Raw genomic sequence first — 20977 nt, 5'->3', positions numbered from 1 at the left:
CGAGATTTAGGCGCGAGCATATAGCCGCGCCCGGCGCGGCGACGCCAATAACAAAGTCGGGGGAGGATGGTGAGGAGTAAAACTCTCACCCGTCGTTCCGGCAAACGCCGGACGGCGGGCGAGTCAGTTGACGCGAACGGAGCTTACCGCTCGACGAACGCCTTCTCGATCACGAAATGGCCAGGCTTGTTGCCGGAGCCCTCGATGAAATCGCGGCCTTCGAACATCACCTTCAGCTCTTCGAGCATCGCCGGGCTGCCGCACATCATGACGCGGTCGGTCTCGATGTTGAGCGGGCCCTGGCCGATGTCGTTGAAGATCTGCTCGGAGTTGATGAGGTCGGTGATGCGGCCGCGGTTGCGGAACGGCTCGCGGGTCACGGTCGGATAATAGATCAGCTTGTCCGCGAGCAGTTCACCGAACAGCTCGTCCTCGCGCAAGGTCGCGACGAGCTTCTCGCCATAGGCGAGCTCCGACACCTGGCGGCAGCCATGCACCAGCACGATCGACTCGAACTGGTCGTAGACGTCGGGGTCCTTGATCAGGCTGGCAAAGGGCGCAAGGCCGGTGCCGGTCGAGAGCAGCATCAGCCGCTTGCCGGGGATGAGGTTGTCGGTGATCAGCGTGCCGGTGGCCTTGCGGCCGACCAGGATGGTGTCGCCTTCCTTGATCTTCTGGAGGCGCGAGGTCAGCGGGCCGTCCTGAACCTTGATCGAGAAGAACTCGAGCTCTTCCTCGTGGTTGGCGCTCGCCATGCTGTAGGCGCGCAGCAGCGGACGGCCGTCGACCTCGAGGCCGATCATGGCGAACTGGCCGTTCTGGAAACGGAAGCCGGTGTCGCGCGTGGCGCGGAAGCTGAACAGCGTGTCGGTCCAGTGCTGGACGGAAAGAACCTTCTCTCGGTAAAACGCGCTCATGATTTTCGATATTCCGAATGATTGCGGTTTTAGGGCAAAAGAATTGCCCGGCCCCTGAATGCGGGGCGGACACCATTGCCATGGCGGAGGATTTCGCGTGTGTGATCTACGCCATTGAGACCAATAATCAACCTCGTTTCGGATGCAATTGATGCCGATCAAACCGGCATTTGCGGCAGAACTGGCCACATCATTAATGGATCTGCTGCCCGACCCGCACTGACGGCAATTTCTTTTCCCTTCAGGGGGCAATCGCAGCACTTAATTTCCATCCCGCTCGCGAGAATTTCATTAAGAATAGCTCTGATTCCACCCCGGTTTGGCGCCGATTCCCGCATTTTTGCGGCTTTTGGCGCCAGGAACGGCTGAGGCACATGGCGAGCAGCGAGCGGATCTTCGTCCAGGCGATCAGGCGCTATTGCGCCGGCCACGGCATTGCGGTCGATGTCCGCGCCGGCGGCTGGCTGATCGCGATGCGCCGGGGCGAGGAACGGCGTTTCGCCTTCGGCTACGACATCGGCCTCAACAGCGCGATTGCGCATCGCCTCGCCAACGACAAATCGGCCACCGCGGAAGCGCTGGCGCTTCAAGACGTGGCCAGCATTCCGCACCACCTCTTCCTCAACCCGAAGCTCGGCAGCAATGTCGTCGGCCCCGCCTGGCGCGATGAAATGCTCGCGCTGCTTCACGACCATCCGCAAGGCGTGGTGGTGAAGCCGAACGAGGGGACATCGGGGCGCTCGGTGTTCAAGGTGACGACAGAGGCGGAACTCGACCACGCGATTGGCGAGGTTTTTGCGATGAGCACCGGGCTCGTGATCTCGCCCTATGTCGCGATCGAGGACGAGGTCCGCGTGGTGCTGCTCGGCGATGCGCCCCTCGTCGTGTACAGCAAGCAGCGCGGCACGGATTGGCGGCACAATCTCGATGCCGGCGCCAAGCCGGTGTTGCTGGAGGACGGCGAGGTTCGAACGGCGTGCGTGCAGCTCGCGACCGACGCGGCCCGCGCGATCGGCATTACCTTTGCCTCGATCGACGTGGTGCGCGTTGACGGTGACTGGCGCGTGCTCGAGATCAATTCCGGCGTGATGATGGAAGCGCTGGCGAAGCTGCATCCGGAGCTGGCGCAGGCGACGTATGACGCGGCGCTGGATCGCGTGTTTAACGATGCGCGCCGCGAGCGCTGACCTATCACCGTCATCCTGAGGTGGCCGCTTCTTCAGCGGCCCTCGAAGGACGACGGCCCGACTGCCAGCTCGGCCGCTCATCCTTCGAGGCTCGCCCAGCGATGCTGGGCGAGCGCCTCAGGATGACGGCGAGAGAGAGCCAATAGCAGCCTAATTATTCGCGCTGGCGGAATCGTCCATCGCTTTGAACGCCTCCTCCAGTTGCAGCGAGATCGGCACGTTCAGCCGTTCGCCGGTCGGAAGCCGCGCGATAAACCATTTGTTGTAGAGCGGGACGAGATCGCGGTTGGAGCCGAGCTTGCGGAAGGTGCGCTCGACCACGGCTGAGAGCTGCGGCTCGCCCTTTTTGAACATGATGCCGTAGGGATCGTAGGACAGATAATCGCCGGTGACGCGGTACTTGTCCTGCGCCTTGTGTCGCGCGATCAGGCCGAAGAGCAGGATGTCGTCGGTCGCGAACGCATCGGCCTTGCCGTCGACGAGCATCTGGTACGATTGCTCGTGATCGGCGCCGACCGCGATGTTCAGCCCCAGCGAGGATTTCTTGTCGGCGGCCTGGATCGCCTGCTCGTTGGTGGTGCCCTTCGTCACCACGACGGTCTTGCCCTTCAGATCGGTCAGCGACTGCACGTTCGACGCCTTCGGCACCATCAGCTTGGTGCCGGCGACGAACATCAGCGGCGAGAAGGCGACGCGCTTGCCGCGCTCCGCATTGGCGGTGGTCGAGCCGCACTCCAGATCGATCTTGCCCTGGAGCACCGCATCGATACGGTCGTCCGAGGTGACCTTGACGTAGTCGATCTTCAGATCGGGATCGTCGACCTCGACGCCGATCTCCTCGACGATGGCCTCGCAGAGTTCGAGGCTGTAGCCGATCGGCCGGCCCGACTGGTCGAGGAAGGAGAACGGCGGCGAGCTCTCGCGATAGCCGAGCCGCACATTGTGCCTGCTCTTGATCGCCGACAGCGTCGGGCTAAGCCCGTCGCTGCCGGTCTGGGCGGAGGCGGGCGTCGCCAGCAGACACGCTGCCAGCAACAGACCGCCCGATATCGCCGTTGAAAGGCGCATGACGCACCTCCATCAATGGCCGGCCATCGCGGGCATTTCGCCGGGAACCATGTCCGGCGTCGACACCTCGCCCGGTCCGAGCTCGTGCTCGGGCCCGAGCTCGCCTTCCCACTTCGCGACCACGGCGGTCGCGAGCGAGTTGCCGATCACGTTGGTGGCGCTGCGGCCCATGTCGAGGAAGGTGTCGATGCCCATGATCATCAACAGGCCCGCCTCGGGGATGCCGAACTGCGACAGCGTCGAGGCGATCACCACGAGAGAGGCGCGCGGCACGCCGGCGACACCCTTGGAGGTGATCATCAGGGTCGCGAGCATCGCGAGCTGCGTCGCGAGCGACATCTCGATGTGGTAGGTCTGCGCGATGAAGATGCTCGCGAAGGTGCAGTACATCATCGTGCCGTCGAGATTGAAGGAGTAGCCGAGCGGCAGCACGAAGCTCGAGATTCGCGACGAGGCGCCGAACTTGGTCAGCCCCTCCAGCGTCTTCGGATAGGCCGCCTCCGAGCTCGCGGTGGAGAACGCGATCATCAGCGGCTCGCGGATCAACTTCAGGAGATGGCTGTAGCGCGGCCCGATCACGACAAAACCGACGATCACCAGGATGCACCACAGGATCGCCAGCGCGAGATAGAAGCCGCCCATGAAGACCACGAGCTTCCAGAGCACGCCGAGACCGTTCTTGGCGACGGTGGCGGTGATGGCGGCCCACACCGCGAGCGGCGCGAACAGCATCACATAGCTCGTCACCTTGAGCATGATGTGGGCGACGTCGTCGATCATCGCCAGGATCGGCTTCGAGCGTTCCGGCATCGAGCCCATCGCCACCGAGAAGAACACGGCGAAGATCACGATCTGGAGGATCTCGTTCTGCGCCATCGCGTCCGCGATCGAGGTCGGGATCAGATGGGTCAGGAATTTCTCGATCGAGAAGGCCGAGACCGGCAGGCCGGTCGATTGCCCCGCCGCGGGCAGCGTGCCGGGGAAGTTCGCGCCGGGCTGCAGCAGGTTGACCATGACGAGGCCGAGCAGCAGCGACACGAAGGAGGCGCTGATGAACCAGCCCATGGTCTTGGCGAAGATGCGTCCGAGCCGAGAGCCGCTGCCCATATGCGCGATGCCGCCGACCAGGGTCGCGAACACCAGCGGCGCGATGATCATCTTGATCAGGCGCAGGAACATCATGGCGATCAGGTTGATGGAGGAAGCCCACTCGGCTCGGGTGTCGGGCAGGAAGTTGAAGATCGCCGCCCCCATGACGATGCCCAGCACCATCGCGGCAAGGATGTATTGCGTAAACCTGTTCGACATTGCTTACCCCCAACTACACCGGCCGCTTCATGATGTCGCAGATATGACAGCGACGCAACACGCTTTGCGTGCGTTCGTGTTGCGGGATGTTCCCGTTGCGAAACCAACGCGCGCGATCTAGCCTTCATGCAGCGCACAACGAATGCGGATTGCACGTTTTGTTTGCGGCAGCTGCATCAATAATCGTCAAGCAAACGGAGAGGGAAACACCATGAGCGGCAACGTCAATCGCCAGATTCTTCTGGTGGAGAAGCCCAGCGGCAAGCTCGGTCCCGAACATTTCGGCATGGTCGATGGTGCGATGCCGGAGCCGAAAGACGGCGAGGCCCTGCTGCGCGTGCGTTACATCTCGCTCGACGCCGCCAACCGGGCCTGGATGCACGGCGCGACCTATCGCTCAGCCGTCGAAGCCAACAGCGTGATGGCCGGTGGCGCCATCGCCGAGGTCGTCAGCTCGAAGGCGCCGGAACTCGCAGCGGGCGACATCGTGTTCGGCGACACCGGCTGGCAGGAATACGCCGCGGTGCCGGCGAAGCACCTGACAAAAATGCCGAAGCTCGAGCCGATGACGCACCTGCTCAGCGTGTTCGGCATCGCCGGCCTCACCGCCTATTTCGGCCTGCTGGAGGTTGGCAAGCCCAGGGAAGGCGAGACCGTCGTCGTCTCCGCGGCCGCGGGCTCGGTCGGCTCGATCGTCGGGCAGATCGCCAAGATCAGGGGATGTCGCGTGGTCGGCATCGCCGGTGGCGCGGACAAGTGCAACTGGCTGACCTCGGAGCTCGGCTTCGATGCGGCCGTCGACTACAAGGACGGCGCCGTGTTCAAGGCCCTGCGCGCAGCAGCGCCCAAAGGCATCGACGTCTATTTCGACAATGTCGGCGGCGACATTCTGGAAGCCTGCCTGCCGCAGATGAACAATTACGGCCGTATCGCCTGCTGCGGTGCGATCTCGCAATATGACGGCACGCCGTCGGCTCATGGCCCGCGCGGCGTGCCCGGACTGATCGTGGTGAAGCGGCTCGTGATGCAGGGTTTCATCGTGATGGACTACATGAAGGACAGCCAGCGTGCGCTCGCCGACCTCCAGAGCTGGGTGAAGTCCGGCAAGCTGAAGGTGCAGGAGGACATCATCGATGGCCTCGAGAACACGCCGAGAGCGCTGATCGGATTGCTCGCGGGCGAGAACCGTGGCAAGCGCATGATCAAGCTCTAGCGGCGTTCTGTTCGAGCACGACCTCCGCGCAAACGCGTTTCGCGTTTGTCGCGAGGGAAAGCGGCTGCGCACTTTTCCGGGCCATGCTCTCAGTTACACCGCAATTGCAAAGGCATTATCTACTTGCGGTAGAAGCCGCGGCCGCCAATGATGCCGCACGCGGCATCACCCGCGACGATTGTTTGCATCACTTTTCATAAATCGTCGGGCGTTACCGACAGGGCAGGAATTCATCCCAATGTTCAACACGTTGAAACATGCATCAACGCGCACCGCGTTGCTGGCGGCAACTCTCTTCGCAACCGCAACAGGCGCATTCGCGCAGGCGCCGACCGAGGCGCAGAAGAGCGCCATCCGCTCCGCGTGCCGCTCCGACTTCATCGCGCACTGCTCGAGCGTGACGCCGGGCGGCGTGGAAGCCTATCAATGTCTCCAGAGCCACATGTCGAGCCTGTCGTCGGGATGCCAGACCGCGGTTCGCGCGGTCGAGCCCGCTTCGGCGCCGAAGACTGAGGCTGCGCCCGCCAAATCCGAACCAGCCAAGTCCGAAGCAGCGAAGCCTGAACCGGCCAAGACGGAAGCGGCGCCCGCCGCGGAGCCCAAGCCGGCCGCAGCCGCTCCGAAGGCCGCCGCCGCAAAACAGCCGAGCAGCGCGCAAATCGCCACGGTCAAGAGCGCATGCCGCGCCGATTATCCCAAGGTGTGCGCCAGCGTGCCGCCGGGCGGCGCTCCCGCGCTCGAATGCCTGGAGAAGAACAAGGCCAGAGTTTCGCCGGCCTGCGAGAAGGCGGTGACCGCCGCTGCCGGCGGCGGCGGCGGCGGCGCAGCCGCTACGGCAGCGCCTGCGGCCGGTGCCGGACCGGCTGCCGCGGCAGCACCGGCGGCTGCACCCGCCGTGATCGTGCTGCGCCCGCTGCGGCCGCGCGAAGAGCTGTTCATCGTGCGCTCCGCCTGCGGTGCCGACATCCGCACGCTCTGCGCCGGCGTTGCGCCAGGCGGCGGCCGCATCGTGCAGTGCGTCGCCAGCAATGCCGCCTCGCTCTCGCCCGCGTGCAAGGAAGTCCTCGCTCCGTTCGCGGCGCGATAGGCGAGGCGCAACTCACGCGGTAAGATGCGAATATCCAGCAGCGCGCGATGAATTCTCGCGCGCCTGCTGCGACAAATCCTTTGCCAACATCCGATTTCAATCACGACAAGACCGGGAGAGAGACACGCGTTCATTGCTGCTGATTGCTTCCGCGCTCCTCGCCTTCGGCGCGACCATGACCTTTGAGGCGACCGATGCCAACGCGGCGGTCTGCGCCCGCGGCGTCTACCGCGCCGGCTGCGCCGGACCGAACGCGGCGGTTGTTGTCCGCAAGCCGGTTCCAGTGGTCCGCTGTACCAGGGTGCTGGTGAACGGGGTCTACGTGAAGCGCTGCGCCTGACGCTCGAATAGCCAAGCCGCCGCGGTTTGGTTATGGTTCGCAGCTGACGGTCTCGGACACACGTCATACGCGTGCCCGAGAGCGGGTTTTTGGCGCGCCTCGCCCAGCCCATCATTCCGCTGGCGCGAAACGCTGGAGCCCATTAGTCTACCCTGAGATAGTAAGTATACTGTCAATTAGGGAGGCAGACGTTGCGGATCGCCGTGATTGGCGGGGGGCCCGGTGGGCTCTACTTCGCCTATCTCTGGAAGAAGCGTCACCCCGAGGATCAAGTCGACCTGTTCGAACAGAACCCGGCCGACGCGACCTGGGGCTTTGGCGTCGTGTTCTCCGACCAGGCGCTGGAATTCCTGCGCGCGGACGACCCGGAGACGGTCGACGCGATCGCGCCGCATATGGAGAGTTGGGAGAACATCACGCTGAACCTCGGCGGCGACCTCGTCGCCATCGACGGTGTCGGCTTCTCCTCGATCGGCCGGCTCGAGCTCCTGAGGTTCCTGCAGCAGCGCGCGCTCGATGTCGGCGTCACCCCGCGCTTCGACACGCCGGTCCAGGCGATCGACCAGCTCAACGGCCACGATCTGATCGTTGCCGCCGACGGGCTGAATTCACTGGTGCGCCGCGCCTATGAGGGCGATTTCGGTACCTCTTTGTCCTATTCCTCCAACAAGTTCGTCTGGTACGGAACCTCGAAACGCTTCGACACGCTGTCGCAGACTTTCGTGAAGACCGACCGCGGCGCTTTCAACGCGCACCACTACCGCTACTCGCCGACCATGAGCACCTTCCTGGTCGAATGCGATCACGCGACGTGGCAGGCCTATGGGTTCGCCTACAAGGACGTTGAGCAGTCCAAGGGCGTCTGCGAGGAGGTGTTTGCCGACACGCTGGGCGGCCACTGCCTCGTCTCCAACAAATCGGTGTGGCGCAATTTCCCCTGGGTCTGGAACGAGCACTGGTCGTTCAAGAACATAGTGCTGATCGGCGATGCCCTGCACTCGGCGCATTTCTCGATCGGCTCGGGCACGCGGCTCGCGATCGAGGACGCCATCGCGCTGGTCAAGGCGCTGGAATCCGATGCGCATCTGGCCACCGCGCTGCAGCGCTACCAGGCCGAGCGCAAGCCGGTGGTGCAGAAGCTGGTCAATGCCGCGCGCACCAGCGCATTCTGGTACGAGCATTTTGCCGAGCACATGCAGCTTGAGCTGATGGATTTCGCCTACAGCTACATCACCCGCTCGGGCCGCATCGACGATGCACGCCTTCGCCACATGTCGCCCGTCTTCATGGCGCGCTACGAGGCCGCGAAGAACGGCGGTGGAGACGCAGACAGCGAGGCGACGGCATGAGCAATGAGATTCGCGACCAGGTGCCCGCGGACAGCCCGGGCGCCCGTGAGATCGGCTTTGCCGTTCCGCAAGCCTACAACGCCAGCCGCGTGCTGTTCGACAATCTCGCCAAGGGGCGCGGCGACAAGCTCGCCCTCATTGGTCCCGCCGGCACACGCACCTATGCCGAGCTCTGTGCGGACGCCTGCCGCTGGGGCAACGGCTTTGTCTCGCTCGGCCTCAAGCGCGGCGACCGCGTGCTGCTGTTCCTCGACGACACGCCGGCCTACCCCGCCGCCTTCTTCGGCGCCGTGCGCGCGGGCTTCGTGCCGCTGCTGATCAACACGCTGACGCCGCCGGACCTCTTGCAATTCTATCTCGTCGACTCCGCCGCGGCCGTTGCCGTGGCGGACGCCGAGTTCTGCGCGCGCTTCAACGCGGAGGCGTGCAAGGACACGAGCCTGCGCACGCTGATCGTCGTCAATGGCGCGATCGGCGAGCACGCCGCGCCTGCCGCGCTCGCGGCGACAGACTGGCTCGCGCAATTCCCGACGGAGCTTGCGGAAGCCGCGACGCATCGCAACGAGATGGCGTTCTGGATGTACTCCTCCGGCTCGACCGGCCGGCCCAAGGGCATCGTGCATCTCCAGCACGACATGGCCTATAGCGAGGTCGCTTTTGCCAAGAACGTCCTGAAGCTGACGCCGGATGATATCTGCTTCTCGGTGCCGAAGATCTTCTTCGCCTATGGGTTCGGCAACTCCGTCACCTTCCCGTTCTCGGCGGGCGCCGCGACGCTGCTGCTGCCGGGGCAGCCGAAGCCTGCCGCGATCTTCGCCGCGATCGAGCAGTACAAGCCGACAGTCTTCTTCGGCCTGCCGACGCTCTATACCTCCCTGACCAAGGCCGAGGGTGCGGACAAGACCGACTTTTCGTCGCTGCGCGTGGCGCTCTCGGCGGCCGAAGTGCTTTCGGCGGAGGTCTTCAACGGCTGGAAGACGCTCACCGGCCTCGAGATCGTCGAAGGCCTCGGCTCGACCGAGGTGCTGCACATCTACCTCTCCAACCGGCCGGACCGGAAAAAGCTCGGCGCCGCCGGCCTGCGCGTGCCCGGCTACGAGGTCGCGCTGCGCGACAAGGACGGACGCGACGTCGGCGACAACGAGGAAGGCATTTTGTGGGTGCGCGGCGATTCCAACACGCCGCTGTACTGGAACCGGCCGGACAAATCCGCGGAGACGATTCGCGACGGTGGCTGGATTTACACCGGCGACCGTTTTGTTCGTGACGCCGACGGCTTTCACTTCTTCCGCGGCCGCGCCGATGATCTCATCAAGATCTCAGGCCAGTGGGTGTACCCGCTGGAGGTCGAGCTGTGCCTCGCCGACCACCCCGACATCCGCGAATGCGCGGTGTTCGCCGCCGAACTGCCGGACCGGCGCATGACGCTGAAGGCCGTGGTGGTGATGAACAACCGCGCCGCCGACCCAAGCGAAGCGACGCGGCGGCTGCAGGAATACGTGAAGGGCAAGCTGCTGCCCTACAAATATCCGCGCGAGGTGATCTTCATCGACGAGTTGCCGAAGACGGGGACGGGGAAGATCGACCGGCAGGCGTTGTTGAGGATGTGAGGTTGGTGCCTCGCCAAATTCTCGGTGTCGTCCCCGCCTAGTGCGCAATTGCGCACGGGGCGGGGACCCATACGCCGCAGCAGTAATTGTTGCGCGAGATGGTCATTGCCTATCTTCGCCAAACTACTGCTGCGGCGTATGGGTCCCGGATCTGCGCTTCGCTTGTCCGGGACGACGGCGGAGAATGAGGGACAGCATCACCGCCTCAAACTCCCCTCACCCACCCTTCCCCAGATGCTCCAGCGCGTCCTCAGCCCGCAGCGGCACGCGGGAGGCCTCGTTGTTGAGATCGACGAGCTGCGTCATCAGCCCCATCAGCACCTTGCGGTCGGCGGGCTTGAGCGGCTCCAGCATGCGCGCCTGGGCGCGCTCGACGGCGGGGATGATCTCGCGCAGGATCGCAGCGCCGGATTTCGTCAGATAGAGCAGCTTGATCCGCTTGTCCTCAGGCGCCGGCTTGCGCTCGACAAATTCCTTGGCCTGGAGACGCTCGATCACGCTGCCGAGCGTGGAGCGGTCGAACGCGATCACCGCGGACAGCCGCGTCGCGTCGATGCCGGGATGGGTGTGGATCGCGATCAGCGCCGCATATTGCACCGGCGTCAGGTCGAACGCCTTGCACTCCTCCATGAAGATCGAGACCGCGATCTGCTGCATGCGCCGGAACAGATAGCCGGGCGCGGCGTAGACCGCGTCGATGGTGATCGGAGGGGCCGGCTTACTCGGCATCGGGCTGCTTCTCCGGGGCGGCATTGGCGAAGGCCGGCAGCGCCTTGGCGGCGGCTTCCGCCGTGAGCAGGCGAGGATAGGCCGAGACGTCGACGCCGAAGCGGCGCGCGTTCGCAAGCTGCGGCACCAGGCAGAGATCGGCGAGCGTCGGCGCATCACCGAAGCAGAACGGCCCCTTCTCGTCCTTGATCAGCGTCTCGCAGGCCGACAGTCCCTCGCGGTTGACCCACGCCGCCCATTCCTGAACCTTCTCTTCGGCAAGGCCGAGCTCGCGCAGCCGCGCCAGCACTTTCAAATTCTGCACCGGATGGGTGTCGCAGGCGATCGCCAGCGCGAATGCGCGCACCTTGGCACGGCGCAGCGGATCCTTCGGCAGCAGCGGCGGATTGGGATGGGTCTCATCCAGCCATTCGATGATAGCGACCGATTGGGTCAGCACAGTTCCCCCGTCCTCCAGCGCCGGCACCAGGCCTTGCGGATTGATGGCGAGATAGGCGGGCGCGCATTGCTCGCCTTTGCGAAGATGATGCGGCAGATGCTCGGCGCCGAGGCCCTTGAGGTTCAACGCGATGCGCACGCGATAGGCGGCGCTGGAGCGGAAATAGCCGTGCAGCTTCATCGGAACCCTCCCGTGAATTTTCTCGTTACTTAGCAAGAGTGGCCGCCATTGACGCTACAAAGATTGTCAGTATGCTGTCAATCTACTGAAAAACGCAGGGAGCCGCGCCATGGAAGCCGTGACCAAGACGCCGGAACGCGAGGCGTTCTACAGGAAGATCGACGGCGAAAATCTCACCGCGCTGTGGACGGTGATGAGCGATCTGATCACGCCGGAGCCGAAGAGCGCCTGCCGCCCGCACCTCTGGAAATTCGACGTCATCCGCGACTACATGCGTGAAGCCGGCAAGCTGATCACCGCCAAGGAAGCCGAGCGCCGCGTGCTGGTGCTTGAGAACCCCGGCCTGCGCGGGCAGTCAAAAATCACGACCTCGCTCTATGCCGGCGTGCAGATGGTGGTGCCCGGCGACGTCGCGCCGGCGCACCGGCACAGCCAGTCGGCGCTGCGGTTCGTGCTCGAAGGCAGGGGCGCCCACACCGCAGTGGACGGCGAGCGCACCGCGATGGAGCCCGGCGATTTCATCATCACACCGTCGATGACCTGGCACGATCATTCCAACGAGACCAGCGAGCCGATATTCTGGCTCGACGGCCTCGACATTCCCCTGGTGCAGTTCTTCGACTGCTCCTTCGCGGAGGGTTCGAAGGAAGACCAGCAGAAGATCACCAAGCCGGCCGGCGACAGCTTTGCGCGCTACGGCCACAATCTGCTGCCGGTCGATGTGAAGCGGTCTTCGAAGACCTCTCCGATCTTCAGCTATCCCTATGCCTACACCCGCGAGGCGCTGGAGAAGGCGAGGACCAGCCAGGAATGGGACGCCTGCCACGGGCTGAAGCTGAAATTCAGCAACCCCGAGACCGGCGATTTCGCGATGCCGACCATCGGCACGTTCATCCAGCTGCTGCCGAAGGGTTTCAAGACCGCGCGCTATCGAGCGACGGATGCAACCGTGTTCTGTCCGATCGAGGGCAAGGGCCGCAGCCGCATCGGCGATGCCGTGTTCGAATGGGGCCCGCGCGATCTGTTCGTGGTGCCGAGCTGGCAGTGGGTGACGCACGAGGCGGATGAGGATGCGGTGCTGTTCAGTTTTTCGGACCGGCCGGTGCAGCAGAAGCTGGATCTGTTCAGGGAAGATCGCAGCAACGCGTGACGCGCCATACTGCCAACCACATCGTCATTGCGAGCGTAGCGAAGCAATCCAGAGTCTTTCTGCGGAGGCAGTCTGGATTGCTTCGTCGCTTCGCTCCTCGCAATGACGGTCGCAGCTACCGCCAGTGCAGCAGCCGCGTCTCCAGCCAGCCGATCACCTTCCCTACCGCCAGCCCGAACACCGACAGGATCACCACGCCCGCGAGCAGCTGATCGGTCTGCATCAGATTGCCGGCCTGGAGCACGAAGGCGCCGATGCCGTATTGCGCGCCGATCATCTCGGCGCTGACGACGAGCAGCAGCGCAACCGATGCGGTGATGCGGAAGCCGGCGAGGATCGCAGGCAGCGCACCGGGCCAGATCACCTTGCGCACGATGGTGGCGAAGGGAACGTTGAAACTCTGCGCCATGCGGATGAGATTGCGCGGCACCGCATCGACGCCGCTATAGACCGAGATCGCGGTGGAGAAGAATACGCCGAGCGCGATGGTCGCGATCTTCGGCTCTTCGCCGATGCCGAGCCAGAGGATCAAGAGCGGCAGCAGAGCGATCTTTGGAATCGGGAACAACGCCGAGATGAAGGTGATGCCGACGCTGCGCGCCAGCCTGGACAGGCCGATGGCGAAGCCGACCACGACACCGGCTGCGGTCCCGAGCAGCCAGCCGACGCCGATGCGCAGCAGTGAGGCGGACACATGTTGCCAGAGCGCGCCCGAGATCGCGAGCTCGTAGATCGCGCGCACGATCGCCGAGGGCGCCGGCAGGAACAGCGGATTGACGAGCCCGGTACTGCCAGCCGCCTGCCAGATCGCGATGACGAGCGCGAGCGCGATCCAGCCGCCAAAACGGCTCGATGCGGGCACGAAGCCGGCGCCGCGGAAGCGGACGCGCCGCGTCGCCTCGTCCTTCGCCGGTGCGCGATCAAGCATGCTGGACCTCGCGCTCGGCATCGATCGCCTCGTTGCGGATCAGCGACCAGATCTGGTCCTGCAGCGCGAGCAGCCTCTCGCGCGCCGAGGCTTCGCCGCGCGCCGCCCGCGTCATCGGCACGGTCACGACCTCGCGAATGCGGCCAGGCCGCCGCGACAGCACCACGATGCGGTCGGCGAGCCGTGCCGCCTCTTCGAGATTGTGCGTGACATAGACCGCGCCCATGCCGCCATCGGCAAGCAGGCGAACGAAATCCTCCATCAGCAGCTCACGCGTCTGCGAGTCCAGCGCCGAGAGCGGTTCGTCCATCAGGAGAATGGCGGGCTTCACTGCCAGCGCGCGCGAAATGCCGACGCGCTGGCGCATGCCGCCGGAGAGCTGCTTTGGATAGGTCGTGCGGAAATCGGTCAGCCCCGTGCGGCGCAGGGCGTCGTCGACCAGCGCACGGCGCTGCGCGGCCGAGAGTTGCGTGTGCAGCAGCGGGAATTCGACGTTCTCCTCCACCGTCGCCCAGGGCAGCAGCGCAAAATCCTGAAACACGAAGGTGAGCGGATTGAGACTGTCCGCCGGCGGCGCGCCGCGCAGCTCGGGCGCGCCTGATGTCGGCTGCAGCAGGCCGCCGAGGATCGACAACAGCGTGCTCTTGCCGCAACCGGAGGGGCCGACGATTGCCACCACCTCGCCGGCGCCGACGGTGAAGGAGATGTCGTCGAGCACGGCGAGATCGCCGAAGTGGTGGGAGATGTGGTTGGCGATCAGGTCCATCTCACGTCCTATTCCGTGATCCGTCACCCTGAGGTGCCGGAGCGCAGCGGAGGCCTCGAAGGGCGACGGCCCCGCTGCATCCGGGCCGTGCATCCTTCGAGGCTCGCGTCGCTCGCACCTCAGGATGACGGGGAGAGAGGGAGGCTCGCAACATCAATCAATCCACCTTCACATAATCCTTGGCGATGATCGCATTCGCGTCAAAGCCCTTGTCGGCAAAACCCTGCTCCTGCAGCCATTTGATCTGGTTGTCGACGTTCTTGACGTCGAGCTTGCCGTCGGGATCGATATAGGCGCAGTTGCCGACCACCTGCTCGACGGGCAGGTTGGTGTACTTGGCGATGATCTCCAAGAGCGGCTTGGTCTTGTCGTTGATCGGGGCGACGCCGTCCTTCATCGAAGCCAGGATGACGTCGTGATATTCGCGATCGGCTTTCGCGAGCACGCCAAGGAATTTCGTCACCAGCGCCTTGTTGGTCAGCGTCTTCGGCGAGGCGAACACCGCGCCCAATTGCCAGGGCGTCTCGTCGCCGACCCAGCCCAGGAATTTTGCACCGCCCTCGTCCATCAGCTTTCGCGCGGTCGAGATCGGCAGCAGCGCGGCATCGACGGTCTCGCCCTTGAGTGCGGCGGCCGCATTCGACAGCGATTGCAACGGCACGATCTTCACGTCCGCGAGCTTGAAGCCGTATTTGTCGGCGAGCAGGCCGAGCGAGTAATGAAAGGATGATCCGACCTGCGTCACCGCGATGCGCTTGCCCGCGAGATCCTTCGGCGTCTTGAGGCCAGCCGCATAGGCGTTGTTGCTGGCGAAATAGCCGATCAGGGGATAGCCGGCCTTTTCCCGGCTCATGCCGCCGATCACCTTCAGCACGCCCTTGCCGGCGAGATTGTAGAGACCGGCGGTGAAGGCGGTGACGCCGAAATCGACGTCGCCCGAGGTCGTGGCGACCGCGATCGGCTGCGCCGCGTCGAAGAATTTCAGCTCGACGTCAAGCCCGGCCTCATGAAAATAGCCCTTGTCCTGGGCAACGAAGACCGGCGCGGAGGAGGACAGGCGGAGCACGCCGACCTTGGCCTTCAGCGCGTCTTCGGCCCGGGCCGTGCCCAGCGCCATGACCGCCATCAGGCCCGCCAGCGCGAGCCGCGCAATCCCGATCATCCCATTTCCTCCGCCGTTATTGTCTTGGTCGTTCTCTTGGTCGTTGTTTGCAGTCCGTTACAGGCCCTCGGGCACCGCCTGGTCCCGCCCGATGAAGGCGCCCTGTTGTTTCAACGTTTCCTGCAATTTTTCAATGGGGATGTCACGCGGGATCCGGTTTCCGGAGAGCGCGAGCGCGGCGGCGGAACCGGCCGCCTCGCCCATCACGAAACAGGCACCGGAGACCCGCGCCGCCGACTGGCCCTCATGGGTCATCGAGGCGCAACGGCCGGCAACGAGGAGATTATCGACGCCCTCGGGGACCAGCATGCGGTACGGCAGCTCGTTGTAACCGCGCGATTCCGGGATCGGCGGGAAAGTGAAGACGACGTCGCCGGGAACATGAGCCTCGATCGGCCAGCCATTGACGCCGATGGAGTCCTCGAACGACGCGCAGCCGAGCACGTCCTCGCCGCTGAGCTGGTAGCCGCCCTTGATGCGGCGGGTCTCGCGGATACCGAGCTGCGGCGGCAAATCGACGATGTACGACTTTTCAAACCCCGGCACGGTGCGCAGGAATTCGAACGCCGCGAGCGCCTGCTTGCGGCCCTCGATCTCGCCGCGGGTGAGATCGTCGGGCTCGACGCCGTTGATGGCGTGACCGTCCTCGCGTGCCACCTGGGTGAAATTCACCCGCCATTCGATGCCGGATTTTTGCGGCCGTACGATCGCGCTCTTGCGGGGAAATGTGTGCGTGCCGGCGGCAAGCGCCTTTTCCATCAATTGCGGAATGGTCCGCCAGGCATCACCGGCCTTGTCGGGATCGATGCCGTTCAGGCGCAGCATCATCGACGGGTACATCGGATGGCCGTGCTCGTCGCCAATCTCGAACGGTGCGCCGGCCCAGACCGCGAGATCGCCGTCGCCGGAGCAGTCGATGAAAATCTCCGAGCGCACGGCCTGCCGGCCGGCTTTGGTCTCGACCATCAGCACGTCGATGCGGCGGTCATCGCCCATCACGACGCCGGCGCCGAGCGCATGGAAGAGGACGTGCACCTTGTGGCTTGCGAGCAGTTGATCGGCCGCGATCTTGTAGGCCGCGGTGTCGTAGGCCTGCGCATAGACCTTGCCGAGGATCAGATGCGGGGTGTTGAGGCCGTTGAGCAGATCGATCCGCGCCAGCAGCTCGGACGCCATGCCCTGCACCAGCCGGTGCGCCTGGCCGAAGACATTGCCATGCAGGCCGCAGAAATTGGTGACGCCCGCGGCGGTGCCCATGCCGCCGAGGAAGCCGTAGCGCTCGATCAGCAGGGTCTTGCGCCCCGCGCGCGCGGCTGACGCCGCCGCCACAATGCCGGCCGGGCCGCCGCCGAGAACGACGACTTCATATTCGCCATAGAGCGGCACCTTTCGTGCCGGTTCTTCGATCATCGTGGCCCGCATGGCGCGTCCTTCCCAAAATCCTTTGCTTGGAGGCGACTATGAATTAACGCGGGGAGGGGTACAATCCACCAAAATATGCGATCAGCTTTCTCGAATCGCGAAAGGTGAACATGGACATCCTGGTGAACCTTCAGGCGTTTCTCGCCACCGCCGATGCAGCCGGCTTTTCAGCCGCCGCGCGAAAACTCAATGTCTCGACCTCGGTTGTCGCAAAGCGTGTCACGCAGCTGGAGGCGCGGATCGGCACGCCCTTGTTTCACCGCTCGACCCGCCAATTGCGGCTGACCGAGGCCGGGCAGCGCTACGTGCATCGCGCCCGCGGTGTCGTCACCGATGCCGCCGACCTGCTCACGCGCATGGGCGAGAAGGGCCACGATCTCGTCGATCACCTCCGCATCAAGGCGCCGACCTCGATGACGGTGGCGCGGCTCGCCGACGCCTTCAGCGCGTTCCAGACCCAGAACCCGCGGCTCAAGCTGGAGATCGTCCTGATCGATCGCCCGGTCGATCCTGTCAGCGAAGGCTTTGACATCGCGATCGGCGCGTTTCCACATTCCTTCGGCGGCGTGGTCGACGAGCCGCTGGTCCCGTTGAAGCGACTGCTTTGCGCATCGCCCGCTTATTTGAAGAAGCACGGCACGCCAAAGCATCCGCGCGATCTCGTCGAGCATCGCTGCCTCAGCTTCATGCCGACCGGCCCGGAATGGATCTTTGACGGACCGCGCGGCCGCATCAGCATCCAGGTCAGTCCGCTGCTGTCGTCCAACGAGGGACACGTGTTGGCGCGCAGTGCGATCGCCGGCAACGGCATCGCGCTGATGTCGCATTATCTGGTCGCGGACGCCTTGCGTGACGGCACGCTGAAGCCGGTGCTGCGCGACTTTCCGATTCCGGAATTGTGGGTGAAGGCCGCGATCCCCGAGCGGCGGCGCAATGCGGCCGCGGTGCAGGCGCTGCTGACTTTGCTGAAGACGTCGCTCGCGCCGTCGCTGTGAATTGTAGCCCGCATGGAGCGCAGCGGACTGCGGGGACGCCGGCCCCGGATTACGCTTCGCTCCATCCGGGCTACACGCCGTTGCGCCCTTGTCACAACATGGCGGTTGCTCTCATCACGCTGACCTGAGAGAAGGGCCCCATGGATTCGATCGTTTTGAAATTCGCTCTCGCCGCCCTGACCGCCTTCGCGATCTCAACCACCCCCGCCTCGGCTGTGGAGCAAAGCTGCCGCTTCATCCAGGCCAAGCCCGAGCGCGAAGCCTGCTACAAGCGACAGGAAGAAGAGCTCGCGGCCAAGCGCAAGCCCGCCGCGCCAGCCGACGAGAGCAACACGCTCCAATCGCTGCGCCAGATGCGGCAGGACGACGATGCCGTCTATCGCAGCATCAACAACATCTGCCGCGGCTGCTGACGGTCAGCCTTTGCCGCCGCCCCACTTCGCCGCCCGCTTCTCGGCGAACGAGGCCAATCCTTCCGCCGCTTCCGCGCTCTGGCGCTTGACCGAATGCAGGTGCACGAGCCGCTTGTAGGCGGCATCGTCCACCGCCATGCCGCCGAACGAGCTCTCCAGCGCAAGGCGCTTGGTCTCCGCCATCGCGGCCGGCCCGTTGGCGAGCAGTTGCTCGACCACCTTGCTGCCTGCGGCTTCGAGGTCGGCGAGCGGCACCACCTCGTGGACGAGGCCGATGCGGCGGGCATCCTCGGCGCCGAAACGTTCGCCGGTCAGCGCGTAGCGGCGGACCTGCCGTACACTAATGGCGTCGCAGAGCTGCGGGATGATGATCGCGGCGGTCAGGCCCCAGCGCACCTCGGTGATGGAGAACAGGGCGTTGTCGGCGGCAATCACGACGTCGCAGGCCGCGATGACGCCGGTGCCGCCGCCAAAGCAGCCACCCTGTACCAGCGCAACGGTCGGGATCGGCAAGGTATTGAGACGCTGCACCGCCTCGAACGTTGCCTTCGAGGCCGCCTCGTTCGCCTCAGGCGATTGTGGCCGCACGCCGTTGATCCATTTGAGGTCGGCGCCGGCCTGAAAGTGCTTGCCGTTGCCCTTGAGCACGACGACGCGCAGGTTCGGTTTCTTACCGAGATCGTCCATGGCTGCGAGCACGCCGGCGATCAAGGCGCCGTCATAGGCGTTGTTCACCTCCGGCCGGTTCAACGTGACGGTCGCAACCCCACGCTCATCGAGGGTCCACAGGACGGGGTTGGCAGTCATCGGCGATCCTCCAGTCATCTTGTTTGCTGCGCACTATGGCCGAGGCAACGCATCCCGATCCATATCTTTCCAGCGTGGGGCGGCCGCGCCCATCGCATGGCGGCTTGTGTCATTCTGCGGCTAGGCGGCATCCAGGGACTAGGCAAAGCGATCAGGGACGGGACATCATATGCGCATCTGCATTTTCGGCGCGGGCGCCGTCGGCAGCCATATTGCGGTGCGGCTGGCGCGCGCCGGTCATGAGGTCAGTTGCGTGATGCGGGGGGCGCATCTGGAGGCGGTCCGCGCCAATGGCCTGAAGCTGCGCGTCGGCGATTCCGAGGTCACTGCCAAGGTGAACGCGTCCGGCGATCCGGCCCAGCTCGGCCCGCAGGACGTCGTAATCTCGGCTCTGAAAGCCACCGCGCTGACCGGGCTGGTTGCCAGCATCAAGCCGCTGCTGCAGGACGACACCGCGATCGTGTTCGCGCAGAACGGCATTCCCTGGTGGTATGGGATCGGCCTGCCGCCGCGGCATCCGACGCCGCCGGACATCTCCTTCCTCGATCCGGGCGGACGCCTGCGCGCCTGCATCCCGAAGGAGCGGATCATCGGCGGCGTCATCTTCTCCTCCAACGAGGTGACCGCGCCCGGCGTGGTGCAGAACCTCACCCCGGACCGCAACCGCCTCCTGATCGGCGAATGCGACGACCGCAATTGCGAGCGCATCACAAAACTCCGCGGCGCCTTCAACGACGCGCGGCTGGAATCGCCGCCGGTGGCCGAGATCCGCGAGGCGATCTGGTCAAAGCTGCTGACCAACATGTCGCTGTCGGTGCTGTGCCTGCTCACCGGCCAGACCGCGCGCGGCGTGCGCGACGACCCCGCCTTTGCCGAGGTCATTCCGCGGATGCTGAACGAGGCCAACGACATCGCCCAGCACTTCATCCCCGAGGTCAAGCGCGTGACGCGCAGCGGCCCCGCCCCCAACCACAAGCCGTCGCTGCTGCAGGACTACGAGCTCGGCCGCGCCATGGAGATCGACGTGCTGGTGAAGGCGCCCGCCGCCTTCGCCCGCACCGCCGGCCTGTCGACGCCGACGCTCGACCTGATCGCCGCGCTCGCGATCCAGAAGGCGCGCGACAAGGGGCTCTATTCGGCCTGAGCTTTAGCCGAGATCATCGATCCAGGCCGCGAGCGTGTCGAGCACCTCTGTGAGCGCCTCGTCATTGGTGCGGCCCGACTTCTTCAGCACCGCGAAGGAATGATCGCCGCCTTCGATCTCATGCAGCGTCGCCTTCGCCCCGAGCGACGCGATGACAGGCTTGAGATGGCCGAGGTCGGCAAGCCCATCGCGCGTGCCTTGCAGGAACAGCATGGGGATTGCGATGCCGGCGAGGTGCGCGGCGCGCTCGGACGACGGCTTCTTGTCGGCATGCAGGGGAAAGCCGAGGAAGGCGAGCCCTTTGACGCTAGGCAGCGGTGCCTTCGACTGCGCCTGCGAGGACATGCGCCCACCGAAGGATTTCCCGCCAGCGATCAGCGGCACACCGGGACACAGCTGTGCGGCCTCCTCCACCGCCGCGCGGATGGCGGCGTGCGCGACGGCCGGCTGGTCGGGGCGCCCCTTCTTCATTTCCATGTAGGGAAAATTGAAACGGAACGTCGCGATGCCACGATCCGCGAGCCCTTCTGCGGTCTTCGCCATGAACGCATGCCGCATGTCGGCGCCGGCGCCATGTGCCAGGACGTAACAGGCGCGCGCGCCGTCCGGCTGCGTCAGGATCGCCGAGACGGTGCCGATGTTCTCGATGTCGAGCTTGAGCTCTTTAGTTTTGGCGGCCACAAATCGATCATCCCGACAGACGCGTTTCCGGCCGCCTTGGTAGCGCCACCGGCGCAGCCTGAAAACACAATTATTGCCGCCG

The 20977-nt window shown here is 64.9% G+C and carries 21 protein-coding genes; 10 read left to right on the top strand and 11 right to left on the bottom strand.

Annotated elements, in window-relative coordinates:
* Positions 1-143 precede the first annotated feature (143 nt).
* On the bottom strand, positions 144-917 hold the full coding sequence (locus tag RAD16_RS01205; protein WP_326903331.1) for a ferredoxin--NADP reductase: 774 nt from the start codon (positions 915-917) through the stop codon (positions 144-146).
* A gap of 374 nt (positions 918-1291) precedes the next feature.
* On the opposite strand from RAD16_RS01205, the gene RAD16_RS01200 reads away from it, so the two are divergent.
* Positions 1292-2104 (top strand): ATP-grasp domain-containing protein, encoded by an 813-nt coding sequence (locus RAD16_RS01200; protein WP_458156063.1) that lies wholly within the window; start codon positions 1292-1294, stop codon positions 2102-2104.
* A 150-nt stretch (positions 2105-2254) separates the two neighbouring features.
* Here RAD16_RS01200 and RAD16_RS01195 read toward each other — a convergent pair whose 3' ends face one another.
* Together RAD16_RS01195 and RAD16_RS01190 are read right to left on the bottom strand one after the other, a co-directional pair.
* Positions 2255-3172: an amino acid ABC transporter substrate-binding protein gene (locus RAD16_RS01195; RefSeq protein WP_458156062.1), complete on the bottom strand. Its 918-nt coding sequence runs from the start codon at positions 3170-3172 to the stop codon at positions 2255-2257.
* Between the two features lie 12 nt (positions 3173-3184).
* Entirely contained in the window at positions 3185-4480 is a 1296-nt protein-coding gene (locus RAD16_RS01190; RefSeq protein ID WP_458156061.1) for a dicarboxylate/amino acid:cation symporter, read from the bottom strand.
* A 211-nt stretch (positions 4481-4691) separates the two neighbouring features.
* Between RAD16_RS01190 and RAD16_RS01185 the strand changes: the two genes are divergently transcribed.
* The 5 genes from RAD16_RS01185 (at position 4692) to RAD16_RS01165 (ending at position 10079) form a co-directional block, all read left to right on the top strand.
* Positions 4692-5693 (top strand): NADP-dependent oxidoreductase, encoded by a 1002-nt coding sequence (locus RAD16_RS01185; RefSeq protein WP_458156060.1) that lies wholly within the window; start codon positions 4692-4694, stop codon positions 5691-5693.
* 238 nt (positions 5694-5931) lie between these two features.
* Positions 5932-6780 carry a cysteine rich repeat-containing protein gene (locus RAD16_RS01180; RefSeq protein ID WP_458156059.1) on the top strand — a complete coding sequence of 283 codons (849 nt, stop codon included), beginning with the start codon at positions 5932-5934 and terminating at the stop codon, positions 6778-6780.
* A gap of 133 nt (positions 6781-6913) precedes the next feature.
* Positions 6914-7120: a hypothetical protein gene (locus RAD16_RS01175; protein ID WP_458156430.1), complete on the top strand. Its 207-nt coding sequence runs from the start codon at positions 6914-6916 to the stop codon at positions 7118-7120.
* A gap of 191 nt (positions 7121-7311) precedes the next feature.
* Complete coding sequence (locus RAD16_RS01170; protein ID WP_458156058.1) at positions 7312-8469, top strand: FAD-dependent monooxygenase; 1158 nt, start codon at positions 7312-7314, stop codon at positions 8467-8469.
* Positions 8466-10079, top strand: coding sequence for a benzoate-CoA ligase family protein (locus RAD16_RS01165; protein WP_458156057.1), 1614 nt, complete (start codon positions 8466-8468; stop codon positions 10077-10079). The genes RAD16_RS01170 and RAD16_RS01165 overlap by 4 nt, the downstream gene beginning before the upstream one ends.
* Positions 10080-10295: 216 nt before the next feature.
* Here RAD16_RS01165 and RAD16_RS01160 read toward each other — a convergent pair whose 3' ends face one another.
* Together RAD16_RS01160 and maiA are read right to left on the bottom strand one after the other, a co-directional pair.
* Entirely contained in the window at positions 10296-10808 is a 513-nt protein-coding gene (locus RAD16_RS01160; protein ID WP_458156056.1) for a MarR family winged helix-turn-helix transcriptional regulator, read from the bottom strand.
* Positions 10798-11427, bottom strand: coding sequence for a maleylacetoacetate isomerase (gene maiA, locus RAD16_RS01155; protein ID WP_458156055.1), 630 nt, complete (start codon positions 11425-11427; stop codon positions 10798-10800). Before maiA ends, RAD16_RS01160 begins: the two co-directional genes overlap by 11 nt.
* A gap of 109 nt (positions 11428-11536) precedes the next feature.
* Between maiA and gtdA the strand changes: the two genes are divergently transcribed.
* On the top strand, positions 11537-12577 hold the full coding sequence (gtdA, locus tag RAD16_RS01150; protein ID WP_458156054.1) for a gentisate 1,2-dioxygenase: 1041 nt from the start codon (positions 11537-11539) through the stop codon (positions 12575-12577).
* Positions 12578-12692: 115 nt separating this feature from the next.
* On the opposite strand, the gene RAD16_RS01145 is transcribed toward gtdA, so the two are convergent.
* The 4 genes from RAD16_RS01145 to RAD16_RS01130 form a co-directional block, all read right to left on the bottom strand.
* Entirely contained in the window at positions 12693-13505 is an 813-nt protein-coding gene (locus RAD16_RS01145; protein ID WP_458156053.1) for an ABC transporter permease, read from the bottom strand.
* Entirely contained in the window at positions 13498-14271 is a 774-nt protein-coding gene (locus tag RAD16_RS01140) for an ABC transporter ATP-binding protein (protein WP_458156052.1), read from the bottom strand. Before RAD16_RS01140 ends, RAD16_RS01145 begins: the two co-directional genes overlap by 8 nt.
* A 157-nt stretch (positions 14272-14428) precedes the next feature.
* Positions 14429-15433: an ABC transporter substrate-binding protein gene (locus tag RAD16_RS01135; protein WP_458156051.1), complete on the bottom strand. Its 1005-nt coding sequence runs from the start codon at positions 15431-15433 to the stop codon at positions 14429-14431.
* A gap of 57 nt (positions 15434-15490) precedes the next feature.
* Positions 15491-16855 (bottom strand): FAD-dependent oxidoreductase, encoded by a 1365-nt coding sequence (locus RAD16_RS01130; RefSeq protein ID WP_458156050.1) that lies wholly within the window; start codon positions 16853-16855, stop codon positions 15491-15493.
* 110 nt (positions 16856-16965) lie between these two features.
* Here RAD16_RS01130 and RAD16_RS01125 point away from each other — a divergent pair, with 110 nt between their 5' ends.
* Both RAD16_RS01125 and RAD16_RS01120 read left to right on the top strand, forming a co-directional pair.
* Entirely contained in the window at positions 16966-17850 is an 885-nt protein-coding gene (locus RAD16_RS01125; RefSeq protein ID WP_458156049.1) for a LysR family transcriptional regulator, read from the top strand.
* 140 nt (positions 17851-17990) lie between these two features.
* On the top strand, positions 17991-18263 hold the full coding sequence (locus RAD16_RS01120; protein WP_458156048.1) for a hypothetical protein: 273 nt from the start codon (positions 17991-17993) through the stop codon (positions 18261-18263).
* Between the two features lie 3 nt (positions 18264-18266).
* Here the strand turns inward: RAD16_RS01120 and RAD16_RS01115 are convergent, their stop codons facing one another.
* The gene (locus tag RAD16_RS01115) at positions 18267-19070 is read right to left on the bottom strand and encodes an enoyl-CoA hydratase-related protein (protein ID WP_458156047.1); all 804 of its coding nucleotides are present in this window, start codon (positions 19068-19070) and stop codon (positions 18267-18269) included.
* A 169-nt stretch (positions 19071-19239) separates the two neighbouring features.
* Between RAD16_RS01115 and RAD16_RS01110 the strand changes: the two genes are divergently transcribed.
* On the top strand, positions 19240-20214 hold the full coding sequence (locus RAD16_RS01110) for a ketopantoate reductase family protein (RefSeq protein ID WP_458156046.1): 975 nt from the start codon (positions 19240-19242) through the stop codon (positions 20212-20214).
* A 3-nt stretch (positions 20215-20217) separates the two neighbouring features.
* On the opposite strand, the gene RAD16_RS01105 is transcribed toward RAD16_RS01110, so the two are convergent.
* Positions 20218-20895 carry an alpha/beta hydrolase family protein gene (locus RAD16_RS01105; RefSeq protein WP_458156045.1) on the bottom strand — a complete coding sequence of 226 codons (678 nt, stop codon included), beginning with the start codon at positions 20893-20895 and terminating at the stop codon, positions 20218-20220.
* Positions 20896-20977 lie beyond the last annotated feature (82 nt).

The organism is Bradyrhizobium sp. 18BD (assembly GCF_054185225.1).
Note: the sequence above shows the minus strand (reverse complement) of the source record. Positions and strands in the feature narration are given on the sequence as shown.